Source organism: Alishewanella sp. HL-SH06, from assembly GCF_052656265.1.
Map to the genome: position 1 here is coordinate 1,840,333 of NZ_CP199752.1, position 16,876 is coordinate 1,857,208.

Annotated in this window: 16 protein-coding genes; 9 read left to right on the top strand and 7 right to left on the bottom strand. The window is 45.9% G+C overall.

What is annotated here, in order from left to right; all coding sequences use genetic code 11:
• Positions 1-13: 13 nt before the first annotated feature.
• The gene (locus ACUJFK_RS08520) at positions 14-2,863 is read left to right on the top strand and encodes a prolyl oligopeptidase family serine peptidase (protein WP_445426680.1); all 2,850 of its coding nucleotides are present in this window, start codon (positions 14-16) and stop codon (positions 2,861-2,863) included.
• Positions 2,864-2,890: 27 nt separating this feature from the next.
• Here the strand turns inward: ACUJFK_RS08520 and ACUJFK_RS08525 are convergent, their stop codons facing one another.
• Together ACUJFK_RS08525 and ACUJFK_RS08530 are read right to left on the bottom strand one after the other, a co-directional pair.
• Positions 2,891-3,904: a DUF3080 family protein gene (locus tag ACUJFK_RS08525; RefSeq protein WP_445426681.1), complete on the bottom strand. Its 1,014-nt coding sequence runs from the start codon at positions 3,902-3,904 to the stop codon at positions 2,891-2,893.
• Complete coding sequence (locus ACUJFK_RS08530) at positions 3,876-5,249, bottom strand: MATE family efflux transporter (RefSeq protein ID WP_229585204.1); 1,374 nt, start codon at positions 5,247-5,249, stop codon at positions 3,876-3,878. The genes ACUJFK_RS08525 and ACUJFK_RS08530 overlap by 29 nt, the downstream gene beginning before the upstream one ends.
• Before the next feature lie 62 nt (positions 5,250-5,311).
• Between ACUJFK_RS08530 and ACUJFK_RS08535 the strand changes: the two genes are divergently transcribed.
• Positions 5,312-5,947: a riboflavin synthase subunit alpha gene (locus ACUJFK_RS08535; protein WP_445426682.1), complete on the top strand. Its 636-nt coding sequence runs from the start codon at positions 5,312-5,314 to the stop codon at positions 5,945-5,947.
• Here the strand turns inward: ACUJFK_RS08535 and ACUJFK_RS08540 are convergent.
• From ACUJFK_RS08540 to ACUJFK_RS08550, 3 genes are read right to left on the bottom strand one after another with little or no spacing between them, the layout of a single operon-like run.
• On the bottom strand, positions 5,941-6,141 hold the full coding sequence (locus ACUJFK_RS08540; RefSeq protein WP_229585206.1) for a CPXCG motif-containing cysteine-rich protein: 201 nt from the start codon (positions 6,139-6,141) through the stop codon (positions 5,941-5,943). The two genes, ACUJFK_RS08535 and ACUJFK_RS08540, sit on opposite strands and share 7 nt — an antisense overlap.
• Positions 6,142-6,185: 44 nt before the next feature.
• The gene (locus ACUJFK_RS08545) at positions 6,186-6,938 is read right to left on the bottom strand and encodes a pteridine reductase (RefSeq protein ID WP_445426683.1); all 753 of its coding nucleotides are present in this window, start codon (positions 6,936-6,938) and stop codon (positions 6,186-6,188) included.
• Positions 6,935-7,810 (bottom strand): fructosamine kinase family protein, encoded by an 876-nt coding sequence (locus ACUJFK_RS08550; RefSeq protein WP_445426684.1) that lies wholly within the window; start codon positions 7,808-7,810, stop codon positions 6,935-6,937. The genes ACUJFK_RS08545 and ACUJFK_RS08550 overlap by 4 nt, the downstream gene beginning before the upstream one ends.
• Before the next feature lie 140 nt (positions 7,811-7,950).
• Here ACUJFK_RS08550 and ACUJFK_RS08555 point away from each other — a divergent pair, with 140 nt between their 5' ends.
• The 7 genes from ACUJFK_RS08555 (at position 7,951) to rplT (ending at position 14,991) form a co-directional block, all read left to right on the top strand.
• Positions 7,951-9,444 carry a methyl-accepting chemotaxis protein gene (locus ACUJFK_RS08555; RefSeq protein WP_445426685.1) on the top strand — a complete coding sequence of 498 codons (1,494 nt, stop codon included), beginning with the start codon at positions 7,951-7,953 and terminating at the stop codon, positions 9,442-9,444.
• A 92-nt stretch (positions 9,445-9,536) separates the two neighbouring features.
• Positions 9,537-9,992 (top strand): DUF6436 domain-containing protein, encoded by a 456-nt coding sequence (locus tag ACUJFK_RS08560; RefSeq protein WP_445426686.1) that lies wholly within the window; start codon positions 9,537-9,539, stop codon positions 9,990-9,992.
• A gap of 175 nt (positions 9,993-10,167) precedes the next feature.
• The gene (locus tag ACUJFK_RS08565) at positions 10,168-11,352 is read left to right on the top strand and encodes an IS4 family transposase (RefSeq protein ID WP_445426687.1); all 1,185 of its coding nucleotides are present in this window, start codon (positions 10,168-10,170) and stop codon (positions 11,350-11,352) included.
• Positions 11,353-11,837: 485 nt separating this feature from the next.
• Entirely contained in the window at positions 11,838-13,748 is a 1,911-nt protein-coding gene (thrS, locus tag ACUJFK_RS08570) for a threonine--tRNA ligase (protein ID WP_306176657.1), read from the top strand.
• A 37-nt stretch (positions 13,749-13,785) separates the two neighbouring features.
• Complete coding sequence (gene infC, locus ACUJFK_RS08575) at positions 13,786-14,328, top strand: translation initiation factor IF-3 (protein WP_226750998.1); 543 nt, start codon at positions 13,786-13,788, stop codon at positions 14,326-14,328.
• A 91-nt stretch (positions 14,329-14,419) separates the two neighbouring features.
• On the top strand, positions 14,420-14,617 hold the full coding sequence (gene rpmI / locus ACUJFK_RS08580) for a 50S ribosomal protein L35 (RefSeq protein WP_082122441.1): 198 nt from the start codon (positions 14,420-14,422) through the stop codon (positions 14,615-14,617).
• Positions 14,618-14,634: 17 nt separating this feature from the next.
• A complete protein-coding gene (gene rplT / locus ACUJFK_RS08585) occupies positions 14,635-14,991 on the top strand; it encodes a 50S ribosomal protein L20 (protein WP_226750916.1) in 357 nt (118 codons plus the stop codon).
• Positions 14,992-15,283: 292 nt separating this feature from the next.
• On the opposite strand, the gene ACUJFK_RS08590 is transcribed toward rplT, so the two are convergent.
• Positions 15,284-16,405, bottom strand: coding sequence for an META domain-containing protein (locus ACUJFK_RS08590; RefSeq protein WP_445426688.1), 1,122 nt, complete (start codon positions 16,403-16,405; stop codon positions 15,284-15,286).
• 61 nt (positions 16,406-16,466) lie between these two features.
• Positions 16,467-16,841 (bottom strand): alpha/beta fold hydrolase, encoded by a 375-nt coding sequence (locus ACUJFK_RS08595; protein ID WP_445426689.1) that lies wholly within the window; start codon positions 16,839-16,841, stop codon positions 16,467-16,469.
• Positions 16,842-16,876 lie beyond the last annotated feature (35 nt).

Consider the following 16,876-nt stretch of genomic DNA (forward strand, 5'->3'; position numbering starts at 1 on the left):
TATTGAGGGTTCTATGTCTAATACTGTTCGCGGCTTTAGCCGCCTGGCTGGCTGTTTTCTGCTGGCATTTGCCAGTGTCGCCTGTAGCCAGTATCAAAGCACTACACCTATGGTGCGCGGCGATGTTGCAACCTCGGTTGTGATCCAATCCAGTCAAATCAGTACCGCCAATCTTAAACCGTTAAGCCTGAACGATATCATGCAGTTTCGGGAGATTAGCCAGCGCCAAGTCAGTAAAAACCAGCAGGTGATGCTTTATACCGCCATGCCGGATTTTGGTGATAGCACCGGTTATGTGGTGCACATTGCTTCAGGTCAGCAGTTTAGTGTACCCAATGCCGATCGTGGCCAAGTAAGCGCCAATGGGGCTTATGCTTTGTTTCGCCAGCAAGCGCCGTTATTAGCCCGTGAACAAACCGTAGATAAAAAAGCCCGCGATGCGCTTGCGCAAAACGCGGTGCTACTTAATACCGCCACCGGCGAAAGCCAGGTAATTGCCAATATTGATCGCTTTGCCTTTAGCGGTGATAGCCAGTATGCCCTGTTACTGGTACGTAAAGCTGACAGCAAAGACGAGACGCAAAGCCTACAAGCGCTGCATTTAGCCAGCGGTAAACTAACCACCTTAGGGCTGGTAACAGATTTTGCGGCAGCTGAAACCGGGCCCTTAGTGGCATGGGTTGCACAGCATACCGATAAGGCGAGCAAAAACAACAACGCAAGCGAAAGCGCCGCGCAACAAGCGCTGATAGTCTGGGACAGTGCCGCCAATAAGCAATTTGCTGCTTTAGCTCACGCTGATCAAAAACTGCAACAGCTGCAATTTAATGAGCAGGGCACGCAGTTAGCGTTTTTCCAAGGCCCAACCAAAGCACAGCTGGCAGCAAGTAAACAAGCTGAAGCGGCGCAGCAATTATGGCTTTGGTCAGCCGGTAAAGAGGCAGCACAACCAGTGAATACCGCTCGCGATGGCTGGCTATTAAGCGAGCATTATGCCCCGCGCTTTAGCAAAGATGGCCAGCGATTGTTTGTCGGGCATCGGCCCGATCTGAGCGAGCAAGTGGCAAAGCCTGCCTTACCGCAAACCGAAGCTGAGCTGTATGACATTAACCGTTTACTGGCAGATCGGCGCTTGCAGGTATGGCATGGCGAGGATGATCGAATCAATAGCCAACAAAAAGCGGAATACAAAGAGGCGCAAAAACGTACTGCCCCGTCGGTGATTTGGCTTGATAACTTAACCATGGTGGTACTAAGTTCGGATGTTGAGGATTGGCTGCGCTTAACCGAGCACAGCACTGCGCAGCTGATGAGTAACGGCCGGCCTTATTTAAAACAACTGAGCTGGAATGGCCGTTTACATGATATGTGGCATGTGGATTTAAAAACCGGCAAACGCCAGGCGGTATTTACTGCCAATCGCAGCCAGGAGTGGGCACACTTATCGCCAGATGGCCGTTATGTGGTGTACTTGCAAGATTCGCAATACCGGGTATTTGATAGCCAAACCGGTCAGCAACAAGTATTAGGTAGCGATGTTGCTGTATCTTGGGTAGATGAAGAAAATGACGTACCCATGCCAGCGCGCAGTTATGGCGTAGCCGGCTGGCTTGCCGATAGCACAGCCGTGTTGGTGTACGATCGCTTCGACATTTGGGCCTTGGCGTTAGATGGCACTAGCCAAAACCTGACTAAGCAGGGCCGCGCTAATCAGCTGCAATACCGGGTAGAAAAAACCGATGAGACGCTTGCCTTCGCGCCAAACGCCACCCTGTTATTGGCCATGTATCACGAAGAAAACAAGGGCTATGGTTTTGCCAAGTTTGAACTGGCCAATGGTGCGCTCACCACCTTAATACAAGGTGCAAAGCGTTATGACTTTGTCGAAGTGTTAGAGCAACAACAACGCTACCTGTTTACTGAGCAAAGCTTCCGGCAATTCCCTGATCTGTGGCAAGCCAGTTATGACTTTAGCGAGCGCCTACAGTTAACCCAGGTCAATCCGCAGCAAAGTGAGTTTATTTGGGGTGACAGCCATTTAATTGACTGGACAACCGCCGATGGCGAGCGTTTACAAGGTGTAGTGTTAACGCCCGATGGTTATGATGCCAATAAACGCTATCCGGTTATGGTGTATTACTATGAGCAGTTTTCACAGCGTCTAAACCATTATAATCAAATGAAAATTAACCACCGGCCGAATTTTCCGTTTTACTTAGGCCAAGATTATGTGGTGTTTTTACCGGATGTACGCTTCCGTGAGGGCGCGCCAGGGCCAAGCGCCACCGAGTCATTAGTACCAGGGGTGCAAAAACTGATTGATTTGGGCATTGCTGATCCTAAAGCCATTGGCTTACATGGCCACAGCTGGTCTGGCTATCAAACCGCCTTTGTGGTCACTGAAACCGATATGTTTGCCGCAGCGGTATCGGGTGCACCGGTGTCGAACATGACCAGTGCTTACAGTGGCATTCGCTGGGAGTCAGGTTTAGCGCGGCAGTTTCAGTATGAAACAGGGCAAAGCCGGATTGGCCCCTCGATGTTTGAAAATTTAAAACCCTATATTGATAACTCGCCAGTGTTCTTTGCTGATCGCATTAACACGCCGATGTTAATTCAATTTGGGGATGACGATGGCGCGGTGCCATGGGAGCAGGGCATTGAGTACTATTTAGCACTGCGCCGCTTAAACAAGCCGGTAGTGATGTTGCAATACGAAGGTGAGCCGCATCATTTAAAGCAGTATGCTAATAAAATTGATTACACCATTAAAATGCTTGAGTTTTTTGACCATTATTTAAAAGGTAAGCCAGCACCCAAGTGGTGGCAACAAGGTATGCCTTATCAACCTACCAGTAAATAACCTACAACAACCTCAAGCTAAGTGTGCTTAGCTTGAGGTTAAGCTTACCGGGCACACCTTATTAAGCTCTTGATACCACCCCACGTGCGCTAACAATAAACGTTGTAATTGCTCTGCTTGCTCTAAGTAGCGCTGCGTTAACACAGGATGCAGCGCCGTATCTTGGTATAGTTCATCTAACAGCGGCCAACTTTGTTGTTGAAAGCGGCTGAGCTGCGCTAAATAGGCTTGAATCTCGCCGATAAAAAACTTGCGAAAGACGGTGGTTAATATCGCTAACTGTTCGGTATTGCGGTTATTGGTGCACAGTGTGCTCGGGGAGATCTGTTGTAATTTGGGGTTAATCGCCACAAACCAACTGCGAGTATAACGTAAACTGTATTGCAGTTTGGACAGAAAATCATAACGATATAAACTTTCTAGCGCGCGCTCAGGATCCATTTGGCTGGCGCGTTGCCAATCTTTCGCATTGATGGCATGTTTCAATTCCACTAGCAACTGTAAAGCGGCCAAGCTTTCGTTAAAGCCACTGCTATCATTGGGCGCGAGCATGCTGTCACTGTTGTGCCAACGTTTGCGTAAGGTGTCATCGGTTTGCAGCATGTTTAAAAACACGCTGTTGATTTGTGCGAGTTTCTGCTGATAAACCTCCGTTATTTGTTGTTTTAATGGTTCAGGCCAATCTTGCTGATCGCAATCAGCTAACACCGCCAGTAAACGTATTTCGTAGTTAAGCCGTTTACTCACGCTAAATACGCGGCCCATGCTGCTGTTGCGTTCAGCAATGAGCTGATCTAAGCCACACTGGCGCGTTGCAAACGCGTCTAAAAGATCCATGCGTAAATCAGGTTGCGGCACCAGTAGGCTATTTTTGGCGGGTAACGGAGTAGTGGGTAAGAGCGAGATGTCCGCTTTGTCTAAAGCCAACACCCGCGTTAAACGTTGTTGATAATCTGCGAGTTCCGCTTTACCTGCTGGCTTGCTGCAGCCAAGTAAAAGTGTGGTAGCAACACTAAGCAGTAGCCCCTGCGTTATGTTCATGTTCCATCCTGTTTAATTGTTTGCGTAACACGAAACCTAAGGCAATGGCAGAGACCGTTAAGCCAACAATAATGCCGATCCAAAAACCATGAGCGCCCATCGGTTCAACCAACCAGTTCGTTAAGCCTAGTACGCAGCCAAGGCCAAAACCGATTGGCCAATAGGAAATCAGCGTGATAAAAAATACCGGCATGGTAATTTTCATGCCGCGTAAGGCACAAGATGACACTACTTGGATGGCATCTGAAAACTGATAAAAGCTGGCTAAAATTAATAATGAGCTGGCCAAAGCAATTACCGCAGGATCAGGCGAATACAAGGCTGCCACGTGTTGGCGCATCAATAGTGTAAACACAATAGTGAGCAGCGAGAGCAACATGGACAGGATCAGCGCTGAGCCAATGGCTTTTTTCAGGCTTTGTAAATTTTGCTCGCCCACTAAGTGCCCGACGCGGATGGTGGTGGCTAAACCTAGTGATAACGGGATCATAAAGATAATTGAGCTGTAGTTATGCGCCACCTGATGACCTGCGACGATCACTGGCCCCAAATGCACAATCATTAGCGGCACACAGGCGAATAAGGTGACTTCAAAGAAAATAGAAGCAGCAATGGGTGTGCCGATACGAAAGATTTGCCATTGTGCTGGCCAATTTAATTTTAAACTGGCTGGCCAGTGCCGATAAGGCCGAGTAGAGCGGCTAAACCAACCGTAGCAAAGCATCGCCAAAAACATCGCTAAAAACACTAAACTGGTGGCAATACCACAGCCGGCGCCCCCAAGCGCGGGCATACCTAACTTGCCATAAATGAACACGTAATTGGCGGGGATATTTACTAACAGGCCCACAAAGCTGATCCACATACTGGCTTTAGTGTTGCCAAGGCCTTCAAATAAGTTGCGCATCACAATGTAACCGACAGCAGGAAACAGCCCAAAACTAACGTAGTACAGGTATTGCAGGGTCTTAGTTTGCAGTTCGCTTTCCATGTGTAATTTACTGATGGGAATTTCAGCAAACAACATCAATACAAACAATAATGCCGCGAGCAGTAAACCCAAATAACTGGTTTGTAACGTATAGTGACTGACTAAGCTGGTTTGTTTGCTGCCAAAAAACTGGGCGATAATCGGCGTTAACGCCAGCAATAAACCTTGTAAGGTCATCACAATCGGCAGCCATAAGCCTGATGCAACCGCAATGGCGGCCATATCAACGGCACCGTAGCGACCGGCCATCACAGTATCGACAAACATCATTAAGGTTTGCGTGACTTGTGCCAGAATGATCGGGCCGGATAATTTTAAAATGGTTCTGGCTTCAAAGCGGGAAAAAGGTAACATGAGCGCCGTCTTAATTTTGCTACAGTGTTGTCAGCCGCGCAATTTAACACAACTGAGGTTTTATGTTTACTGGAATAGTGCAAACCACCGCCATCATCAAGCAAATTGCTGATTTACCCGGTCTGAGGACCTTAACCCTAAACGTTGCCCCCACACATCTGGCGCAATTGCAACGTGGCGCCAGTATTGCGATTAATGGTGTTTGCCTTACCGCCACCGACTTTGACAGTGCTGCTGGTTGGGTTTGCTTTGATGTTATTGCTGAAACGTTAGATAAAACCAATCTTGGTACGCTAAAAGTCGGTAGCCGAGTCAACTTAGAGCGCTCTCTGCGTTTTGGCGACGAGCTGGGCGGGCATATTGTCTCGGGCCACATTCAAGCAACGGCCGAATTGGTCGGAAAAACCCAAGATGCGCAAAACTGTCAGCTGCTGCTGAAAGTAGATCCGGCCATGCTGCCTTACATCCAACCAAAAGGGTTTATCGCGGTGGAAGGCTGCAGTTTAACCGTGGGCGAAGTCACTGCCGAAGGCTTTGGCTTGTATTTGATCCCGGAAACATTGGCGCTAACAACCTTAGGCGATAAAGTGATTGGCGATCGCATTAATATCGAACTCGATCAACAAACCGTGACGATTATTCGCACCGTTGAGCGCGTGATGGCAACACGCTTTGCCAACACTGAGCAAGCTCAGTAATACTGTTCGTCATCGGCATCGACGAAGATCTGCACACGATGCTGCAGATCATCGGTATGCACTCGAATATGCATTGGATTGCAGCAATTGCTGCAATCCTCGATGTAGTCTTGATCCTCTGCTGAGGCTTCCACGCAAATGTCGCTGGGGTAACCACAAAAAGGGCAATTCACACTTTGAAATATGGGTTTCATACTACCTTCTCCCGTTGTGCCTGAGCGGTTTAGGGCTCGGCATATTACGCTTTATTGGCACCACCTAAACTTCTGCCACCGTCTACCGCAACAATTTGCCCCGTAATATAAGGTGCCTGTGCTAAAAATAGCAGAGTATTGGCAATGTCGCTGGCCTCACCTAAGCGTGCCAATGGTACTTGCTGTAATACCATGTCTTTATCGGCATCATCAAGCGCCTGGCTTGGCCATAAAATGGCGCCTGGCGCGATACCATTTACCCGAACAGCTGGCGCCAGCTCACGAGCTAAGGCCTTGGTCATCATTTGTAAGGCCGCTTTGGCCATGCAATAAATGCTGTGCTCAGCTAAGGGTTTATCGGCGTGAATATCCACTATATTAATAATGCAGCCTTGGCGCTTTGTCAGTTCGGTACTTAAAGCTTTACTTAAAAAGTAGGGCGCTTTCACGTTAGAGCCAAACAGCTCTTGCCAATCATCCAGTTGGGCGTTAACCAACGGTGTCGGATAAAAACTTGAGGCGTTGTTGACTAATAAATCTAAACGGCCAAAACAAGCAATAGCTTGCTGGGCGAGGGGGACAATTGCCGCGTCGTCGCTTAAGTTCGCACAAAGCGTGGCAGCACTGTTAGCGCGTAATTGGTTTAATTGCGCGGCGAGTTGCTCGGCCGCCGCTGCAGAACTGCGATAATGGATCAGTACTCGATAACCTTGTTGGTGCAAGCTGATAATCATTTGTTTGCCCAATCGCAGGGCGCTGCCGGTGACTAATGCTACGGGGTGATTCGAGTCGGTCATGCTTGGCCTTTTAAGTGAAAAAGTAGTTTGATCTGTTCTTGTGCCTGGATCAAATAGTTACCACGAAACAAATTGGCGTGGTTTAAAATATGATACAGATTATACAGCGCTTTTCGTTCCTCAAAATCAGCCGTTAAAGGGTAATATTGCTGATAATGATGATAAAACTCGGCAGGAAAGGTACCGTAAAGGCTACTACAAGCAATATCCGCTTCTCGATCACCAAAATAACTGGCCGGATCAAAAATCACTGGGCTTTCAGCCGTAAAACCAATATTGCCACGCCAGAGATCGCCGTGTAATAAACTGGGTTTGGGTTTATGATGCACTAAGCGTTGTCGAGCTTGCTCCACAATATGATCAATATTGCCAAATCCAAACCCTTGCTCTAACAGCAATTGTAATTGCCAACCCAAGCGTTGTTCAGAAAAAAAGCTACTCCAGTTACCTTGCCATTGATTAGGTTGGGTGGTTAGCCCTAATTGATTGTCCCAATCAAAACCAAACATGGCTTGTTCGTGTAATTGATGCAATCTGGCCAGCTGCTTTGCTAATGCCGCCCAGTTTGCAGGCTGCTCGGTTTGCAGTGGTAGGTATTCCAACACCAAGAACGCTTTATCGAGGGTTTGACCAACACAAATAACCCTAGGTACCCGCACGCAATGTGTTTGCGCAAGGCAAACTAAGGATAATTGTTCGTTTTCAAATTGTTCTAGTTGTTCGCGATGGTGCAATTTGACAAAAAAATCATGGCCACCACCGGAAATTTTATACGCAAGGTTTATAGAGCCGCCGGTAAGCGAAATCTTGCGCTCGACCTGAAAATCGATATCCAACTCCAAGCTAATTTGAGCTGCTATTTGTTGCCACATAGGTGTGTTACCTTTAGGGATAGTTCACTCATTATGGTTGAGTTTTTTTGGCTTTTCCTTGTGGTAAAACAATTCACTTTAATTAATAGCTGCTAAAATACTAAATAATATTTTCTTTTAACTGCATTGCTGGAGCCTAAATGCCAAACTTAAATCTTCAATTCCGTTCCCATGCTTTTAAAGTTATTGGAATGGTAAGTATTTTCCAGTTTATTTTCTCAGTCGTTTTAGCTTTTGTTTTTGGGGGCTGGGTTGGGGTGTTCGTGGTAGGTCTACCTTCACTGTTTGTACCTTATTTTCTTTATAAAACTTTAGGCGATCATTTTTTATCTCGTATTAGCTACGGGGTGAGCTTTATGTTTTTTGCCGCTCTGCAAATTCATCAATCCTATGGTATGGAAGAGCTACATTTTGGCATCTTTGTTTATTTGGCCATTCTTTTTGCCTTCAGAGATCAATGGGTTATTATTGTTGCCGCGGCCGTTATTGCAGTGCATCACTTGTTGTTTATGTGGATGCAGCAGCAAGATCTTGGTGTGTACTTATTACCAGAGCAATACAACACTCTGCCAATCGTTATGATTCATGCTGCCTATGTTGTTTTGGAAACGATCGTCTTAGTGTTGCTTTGCCGTCAGTCATTGAGAGAGGCTCAAATCGGTCAGGCATTGTCTGATGCAACCGAAGCGATGGTTGATGATAAAAGAAGGGTTGTATTGAATCAGCGGGCGGTGTCGTTAAATGCTAAAGTGATTACTGCATTCAACAATGCATTAAATGTGTTACAGCAAACGATATCCATTCTTTATAAAGAAGCCGGTAATTTACAACAACAATCGGATCAGTTATCCGCTGATGGCAAATCTCTGGCCACAGGCATGCAGCAAAAACTTAGGGAAGTGGAACGCATTGCTGCTGCTACGGAAGAAATGTCACAAAACATTGCTGAATTGCAAAAATTAGCTCAGCAGGTGGCAAGTTATGCTTCTGAAGCTGAACAAGCTGCCCTAAGTGGCAAACATGCGGTCAGTGAAACAATTACCTCTGTTGAGCATTTGTCAAACCAGTTAGCGCAAACGGGGGACAAAGTGAACCAAATGGCGATAGCCAGTCAGGATATTCGCAAGGTTTTAGATGTAATTCAGTCGATTGCCGAGCAAACTAACTTACTTGCGTTAAATGCCGCTATTGAAGCTGCTCGAGCTGGTGAGCAAGGCCGAGGTTTTGCTGTGGTCGCTGATGAAGTTAGAACACTGGCTTCAAGAACTCAAGCTTCTACTGGTGAGATACAAGAAATTATCGCGCGTCTAGTGACTCACAGTACGGATTCGGTCGCGGTAGTGAAGCAAAGTGTTATTCAGCTTGATATTACTCGTCAAAAAGCAGTTGAGAGTGACCAGCTTCTGCAAGCAATTCTTACCCAAGCTCAATTTGTTGCAGAATCCGCCAGCACAATGAATCATGCGATTGATCAACAGAATTTGGCAAGTGCTGAAGTTGCTGGTAGTACGCAACAACTTAAGCTGATGGCCGAGGATCAAGCCTCAATGAGTGATGCAGTCTCTGATTCGGCAATCCAACTTTCAAGTCTGTCTAATTTATTGAACAAGGAAACGCAAAAATTCGTCGTCTAATGAATACTCGTTTTAGCGATCTGGGTATGACGAAAACACTATGGATTGGGGTAATCATTTTTGGTTGCTGGGTTATAGTTAGTAGTGTTTTTTTGTTTAAGTTTGGATTAAACCAATACGGTGAGTTTGATCCAAACCAGCAATGGACAACGCAGCCGCCGGTTTTGTCGCTGACCGAGTTGGGGCTAGTAAATAATACAGGTTGGCATGTCGTACATGTTTTGGAGAGCCAGTGTGGTTGTAGTCGACTGGCACGAGAGCATGCTGACGTTTTTTCAGAGCGTTATCAGATTACTGCTCAGCAACAAAGCTATCGTTCGGTTGCTGAGCTTGCCGCGGCTAACTTTGTATTACCCGCTGTGCCAGCAGTGTTATTATTTGATGATGGCCAACTTGTTTACGCAGGTCCTTATGCCAGCGGCCCAATGTGCAGCCCCGATAACAGCTTTTTAACCAGTATTCTTTCTCGGTCAGTAGAATTACCGGGTATTTGGTTAAATGGTGAAAGCAAATCCTGTCGTTGTTTGGTCACACCCAGCATCAAGTGATACTGCTGCCACCGCTTTTTACTTCACAGCCGCATTTCCGCGCAATTACCTTTTCGGCTTATATTTTGCCTGAGGTATCCCCAGAAATTCTGTAGTTAAAATAAAAAGTTAGGCGATTAGGGAACATTCATGGTGGTTCCCGATCTGATCATTCGCCAAAACTCACAAAACGCGGATGGTCACCATGAATGTAAAAACTATGCTCGCTGATTTCCTCACATTTGTCACCCCCAAAACGATGCATAAAACCCGATTTTCGGTGTTTTTAGATGCTGTAACAGCTTTGACCAAAGATGCGCGGTGCACTGTCACAGCGATTGGTCGCGCTATGCCAGGCACATCTGACAAAGTCAGCATTAAGCGCGCGGATAGATTGCTCAGCAATGCCAATCTACAACGGGAACTGCCTCTGATCTATGCGGCAATGACTCATTTGATTGTCAGTAGCAAAACGCAGCCGCTCATTTTGATTGACTGGAGCAACGCTGATACCGCGAAGCGCCATTTTATTTTGCGAGCCAGCATCGCTGTTGATGGCAGAGCACTCACGCTATTACAAAAAGTGGCGGCGGCAGAAGATTACACTTGCCCACATTTGCACTGGGCGTTTTTAAAGCAACTCAAGGCCATGTTACCTAGCGACTGTAAGCCTGTTATCGTCACCGATGCTGGCTTTAAAGTACCTTGGCTTAAGCAGGTGCGCAAATTAGGCTGGCATTATGTCGCCAGAGTCAGAGGTAATGTGAAGCTTAAACTGGCAGAGCAAACAGAGTTTATGACCGTAAATGCGCTTTATAAAAAAGCTCGCGCCACCCCTAAACACTTAGGCGCAATCGTGCTGACTCAGACGCAACATTATGAAACCCGCGCGATTCTAGTTGGTAAAGGCTTTAAGCTATTGAAGCGAGACAAAAATAAGTCTTACAAAGAACCTTGGTTATTGGTGTCATCTTTGCCTGAGTGCCATGGCTACGCAGATAAAATCGCCAAGTGCTACAGTAGCCGGATGCAAATTGAAGAAAGCTTCCGAGACCAGAAAAGCTCACGTTATGGCTTAGGAAGTGACCTGCACGGCACTAAAATCAAATCACGTTTGGGTATATTGCTGTTACTGGCGGCACTGGCAAATTGGTTCCACTACCTGATGGGTTCGGCGGGTGAAAAGGCTGGCTTACATTTGCGATATCAGGCTAATACGGTAAAAAATCGGCGAGTGCATGCACTGAACTTCCTCGGGATACTGCTTTGTAAGGAACCTAAAATGCCTATACGCAGGCACAATTATCAGCAAGGACTTAAACAAATCTTGCTCTGGGTTGCACAGTGGGACTGGGCGGTAATCAAATTGGCAAAGAGCTAATAGTATGTATCTTAATTTTGTGGGGATCCCTCAGGTGAATCGCCACTAGTAATCTAGTACCATTTGGGAGGTCATAGCTCAGTTTGAGGGATCTGAGGTCCTGTTATAAAAACTTACCTTAAATAAATTCATATCGTTGACATACCTCATCCAATTGCAGCGATTGAGCAAATAGCTAAACGATTAGCAACAAGTTGCATGTTGCCCTTCTATTGAGCGCAATTGTGCTAGTCCTATTTCTGTTAAAAAATAAATTTAAGATCCCTTAGCAAATGATTGATAGCCGTTTTTAATGTACAATGCTCATCCCTGTTTTAATCCGAAGCAAAATAGATAAGCAGGTGAAATTCAAAATTGTGTACCACGCTGTGTACCAAACACCCTAAGTTGTGGGTGTCAACTGCCACGCAAGGTGCATAGAATATAGCGTTTTGTTGTTAATCAAGTGACCCTTGGTTTGGGCCACCACTGTAAAAGGATTGATCATGCCAGTTATTACTCTGCCTGACGGTAGTCAGCGCGCCTTTGACCATGCCGTTACTGTACTTGATGTTGCTAAAGACATTGGCCCAGGTTTAGCTAAAGCCACCATTGCCGGTAAAGTTAATGGTGAACTTGTTGATGCTTGTGAACTGATTGAACAAGATGCCAGCTTAAGTATCGTCACCAGCAAAGATCAAGAAGGCTTAGAGATTTTACGTCACTCTTGTGCACACTTATTAGGCCACGCGATTAAACAACTTTGGCCAAACGTGAAAATGGCTATCGGCCCTGTTATTGATAATGGTTTTTACTACGACGTTGATTTAGAACAGCCGATCAGCAGTGATGATTTAGCGGCGCTAGAAGCGCGCATGCTGCAGTTAGCCAAAACCGAATATGATGTGGTAAAAAACAAGGTGAGCTGGCAACAAGCTTGGGATACCTTTGCCGCACGTGGCGAAAGCTACAAGCAAGAAATTCTGGAGCAAAATATTCCGCGTGATAGCAGCCCTGCGCTGTATCATCACGAAGAATATATTGATATGTGTCGTGGCCCGCACGTGCCCAACATGCGCTTTTGCCAACACTTTAAAATTATGAAAGTGGCCGGTGCCTATTGGCGCGGCGACTCAAAAAATAAAATGCTGCAGCGTGTTTACGGTACGGCTTGGGCAGACAAGAAACAATTAGCGGGCTACTTAACCCAGTTAGAAGAAGCCGAGAAGCGTGACCACCGTAAAATTGGTAAAGCACTGGGCTTATTTCACTGGCAAGAAGAAGCACCGGGTATGGTGTTCTGGCACAACGATGGTTGGACTATCTTCCGTGAGCTAGAAACGTTTGTACGCGAGAAGCTTGGCCAGTACGACTACGATGAAGTGAAAGGTCCATTAATGATGGATCGTGTATTGTGGGAAAAATCGGGACACTGGGAAAAGTATGCCGATAATATGTTCACTACCCAGTCTGAGCATCGTGAGTACGCCATCAAACCGATGAACTGCCCGGGCCACGTGCAAATCTTTAACCAGGGGTTAAAGTCTTACCGTGATTTACCGCTGCGTATGGCCGAGTTTGGTTGTTGCCACCGTAATGAGCCTTCAGGTGGCCTACACGGCTTGATGCGCGTGCGCGGCTTTACCCAAGATGATGCGCATATCTTCTGTACTGAAGATCAAGTGCAGGCAGAGGTGACTAAATGTATCAAGATGGTGTTTGATACTTACAGTACCTTTGGTTTTAAAGACATCGTGGTGAAGCTATCGACACGTCCGGCACAACGGATTGGTTCTGATGAGATTTGGGACCGTGCCGAGCAAGGCTTGATGGACGCATTAAAAGCCAATGATATTGCCTATGAACTGCAACCTGGTGAAGGTGCTTTTTATGGTCCGAAAATTGAATTCACCTTGCACGATTGCTTAAATCGCGCATGGCAATGTGGCACAGTGCAACTCGACTTCGCGTTACCGGGTCGTTTAGGAGCCAGTTATGTGTCTGAAAGCGGCGAAAAACTGGTTCCGGTGATGATTCACCGTGCGATCTTAGGTTCGTTAGAGCGGTTTATTGGTATTCTCATCGAAGAGTACGCCGGCTTTTTCCCGACGTGGTTAGCACCCACGCAGGTGGTAATTATGAATATTACCGATAATCAGGCCGAATATGTCGAAGAATTAGTAAAAACTTTCAAATCTCACGGTATTAGAGTAAGAAGTGACTTGAGAAATGAGAAGATAGGCTTTAAAATTCGCGAGCACACACTTAAGCGTATTCCGTACCTCGTTGTCGTCGGTGATAAAGAAGTCGAAGCAGGTGATATTGCAGTCAGAACACGTAAAGCTGATGATTTAGGCAAAATGTCGGTTGCCAGCTTTGTCGAGAAAATGCTGACTGAAATTAAAAACCGGATATAAGCTTTAAGTGAATTATAAATTTTCGGAGGAACATACTATTAAAGTAGGAAAGAAAACATTACCGGCCAACCGTCCTAACAGGATAAACGAAGAAATTAATCTGCCAGAAGTGCGATTAATTGGTATGGAAGGTGAACAGCTGGGCGTCGTTACCACGACAGAAGCAATTCGGTTAGCTGAAGAAGCAAGTGCTGATTTAGTAGAGATCAGTCCTACAGCAGAACCACCAGTTTGTAAGTTGATGGACTACGGTAAGTTCCTGTTCGAAAAGAGCAAAGCTCTTAAAGAACAAAAGAAAAAGCAAAAACAGATCCAGATAAAGGAAATTAAATTCCGGCCTGGAACTGATGAAGGCGATTACCAGGTAAAACTACGCAACCTGCGTCGCTTCATTGAAGAGGGTGATAAAGCTAAAGTAACACTACGTTATCGTGGTCGTGAAATGGCGCATCAGGAAATCGGTATCGAAATGCTTTCTCGTATTAAAGAGGATCTTAGCGATATCGCCATCTGTGAATCTTTCCCTAACCGGGTAGAAGGTCGGCAGATGATCATGATGCTAGCCCCAAATAAGAAGTAATAAGCGCCTTCAAGTTTATTAAACTGCGGCTTGCCGCAATTTTTTAACGCCTTATTATTCGTTGTCATTTAACAATGCGAGTTTCAGTACTATGCCAAAGATGAAAACCAACAAAGGTGCCGCGAAGCGTTTTAAAAAGACTGCTTCAGGTAACTTTAAACGTAAGCAATCTCACCTTCGCCACATCTTGACGAAGAAGACTTCTAAGCGTAAGCGTCAGTTAGGTCCAAAAACCTTAGTCGCAAAAGTGGATATTGCCGGCTTAGTCCGTTGCATGCCGTACGCATAATTTAATAGGAGTCAGAAATGCCAAGAGTTAAACGTGGTGTGACGGCACATGCTCGTCACAAGAAGGTATTAAAACAGGCTAAAGGTTACTACGGTGCCCGTAGTCGTGTTTACCGGGTTGCTTTCCAGGCTGTTATCAAAGCCGGTCAATATGCTTACCGTGACCGTCGTCAGCGTAAGCGTCAGTTCCGTCAACTGTGGATCGCGCGTATCAACGCAGCGTCACGGATGAACGGTATGTCTTACAGCCGTTTAATTGCAGGTCTGAAAAAGGCTTCAATTGAAATCGACCGTAAGATCCTGGCCGACATCGCTGTTTATGACAAAGCCGCTTTTACTGCTATCGTAGCAAAAGCAAAAGAAGCTTTAGTCTAAACACTGCTTGAATAAAAAAACCACCCTAGGGTGGTTTTTTTATGTCTGCAATTTAGGTTTCATGCTCAGCACATTTCTTAAATTCTTAAGGGCTCATTTAATGTTGTTTGCTATAAAAGTCATACCTTGTGAATTTAAGAAATGGCCTAAAATTGAGTAATCAAATTGGAATACTTCAAGAAAAAGGGTCTCTAAAAGCAAACTCGCATTTTTTAGCTAAACAACTCAAATCAACGTGTGAGCGCAAAGCAGGCTGCACAAAGTTCTTACACTAAATGCAGCGAAAAATGGTTTAGTTAACCGCAGGCACCAATTCTAAAATAACTTGGTTATTATAAAATAATTGCAGTTTATCGGCGTTCACTTCAGCGCGGTCAACTTGCTGCAGTTTTTCGGTAAATTGCTGCTCAATGTTACTGGCCTCAGCGCAGAACTTTCGTGTGCTGGCAAGCGGTTGCACGCTCAGAGTATTGGCTTGTTGCTCATAGCTGGCGTTAAAGTTGTTACAGCCGCTAAAGCCGTATAAACGGTCTTTCTCAAAAATAAGCCGAACATTTAACTGGTGTGGAATATAACGGTTAGCCACTTTCTCCGCACGCCAGACAATACCTTGTAACTGTTTTTGAGCAAATTGGTCGGGGCAGGTGGCATTAGGCCAAAATTGTTCAAATTTATCGATGTAAAGCGTATCAATACCGTGCTGGTCCGCACTTTTACGCCCAACTAAGGTGGCAATAACCGGTTTATTATTTAAGCGTGTATCTTGTTGATACAGGCGCATCATGGGTAAATGATTTTGTGTATTAGCCACCGGTAAGGTGTCACCGTTTTGACAGGTTATAAAGGTCGCAACATTGTTTTTTAATTGATACATACCCAGTAGCGGTTGGCGTTGGTCGAGTTTTTTCAGCGAGGCATAACGGCTTAATTGATACGCTTCAGACGACAAAATGGGCTTACCGGCCAAATCCGTCATCACTAAGTGCTGATTACTGCGAAAATGAAAGACCGGCAGCGTGCTTTGCTGATTAATCAAATGCAAAGTGCGTTTTTCTAACAACCAAGAGCCGCTAATTAATTGCACCTGGCCGCGGCCAAGATATTCTTGACGCGCTTCAAAGCGCCCATCACGATACAGATTAATATGATAAGCGATGCCGCTGCAATCCGCACACGGCAAGACGCCTTCAAAAGTCATATCTGTATCAATGAAAATATGCTCGAAATCGGTTGCTAACGACTCGGTAGTATCGTTATTAGCCACTTCGCTGGCATCGGTAACCGGTGCCGGGATGGGTACGGCTAATACCGGTTGTTTCTCTGCACTTAAGGTGGTGGGTTTGTCAGCGCCGATATCGGGTAATTGACTACAGGCCGATAATAATAATGCGGTGACGACAACTAGCTTTTTCATCTTAGAAATCCCTGCCTAAACATTTAGGCCATTATAACGCATGCACACTTAGGAAACAGGCCTATTTTATCGGTGCAAACCCTTGTAATGCCTCGCGCACCCAAAGTGCGCTTTGTAACGGTTGTTCTTGCATAAAGCAATGGCCACCAGGCACTTGCCGGCTTTGCACCCCGCTGTTTAATTGCTGCCATTTAGCCACGGCTTTGACGACAAATGGAAAGGTTTGCTCCCCATAAAAGATTTTTACCGGCGCCTTTGCTTTACGAAGCGCTGGCCAAAGCCCTCTTGGGTAGGAGCTAAACACATCGGCTTCGCGCTCGGGTAAGCACTTCAAACGTACACCATCGTCTTGCTCGGCTAGGGCGTGTTCAACATAGGCATTTAGTGCCTCAGGATCCCAGCTTTGAAATAGGCTGCGACTTTGAAAGTAGCTCAATGCAGTGGGGCGATCCGGCCAATGTTGACGACGTC

Coding starts and splice junctions, on each gene's coding strand:
- ACUJFK_RS08535 (WP_445426682.1), top strand. CDS start 5,312: ATGTTTACTGGAATAGTGCAAACCACCGCCATCATCAAGCAAATTGCT.
- ACUJFK_RS08520 (WP_445426680.1), top strand. CDS start 14: ATGTCTAATACTGTTCGCGGCTTTAGCCGCCTGGCTGGCTGTTTTCTG.
- ACUJFK_RS08545 (WP_445426683.1), bottom strand. CDS start 6,938: ATGACCGACTCGAATCACCCCGTAGCATTAGTCACCGGCAGCGCCCTG.
- ACUJFK_RS08590 (WP_445426688.1), bottom strand. CDS start 16,405: ATGAAAAAGCTAGTTGTCGTCACCGCATTATTATTATCGGCCTGTAGT.
- ACUJFK_RS08565 (WP_445426687.1), top strand. CDS start 10,168: ATGGTCACCATGAATGTAAAAACTATGCTCGCTGATTTCCTCACATTT.
- ACUJFK_RS08555 (WP_445426685.1), top strand. CDS start 7,951: ATGCCAAACTTAAATCTTCAATTCCGTTCCCATGCTTTTAAAGTTATT.
- ACUJFK_RS08530 (WP_229585204.1), bottom strand. CDS start 5,249: ATGTTACCTTTTTCCCGCTTTGAAGCCAGAACCATTTTAAAATTATCC.
- thrS (WP_306176657.1), top strand. CDS start 11,838: ATGCCAGTTATTACTCTGCCTGACGGTAGTCAGCGCGCCTTTGACCAT.
- ACUJFK_RS08525 (WP_445426681.1), bottom strand. CDS start 3,904: ATGAACATAACGCAGGGGCTACTGCTTAGTGTTGCTACCACACTTTTA.
- rplT (WP_226750916.1), top strand. CDS start 14,635: ATGCCAAGAGTTAAACGTGGTGTGACGGCACATGCTCGTCACAAGAAG.
- ACUJFK_RS08550 (WP_445426684.1), bottom strand. CDS start 7,810: ATGTGGCAACAAATAGCAGCTCAAATTAGCTTGGAGTTGGATATCGAT.
- ACUJFK_RS08540 (WP_229585206.1), bottom strand. CDS start 6,141: ATGAAACCCATATTTCAAAGTGTGAATTGCCCTTTTTGTGGTTACCCC.
- rpmI (WP_082122441.1), top strand. CDS start 14,420: ATGCCAAAGATGAAAACCAACAAAGGTGCCGCGAAGCGTTTTAAAAAG.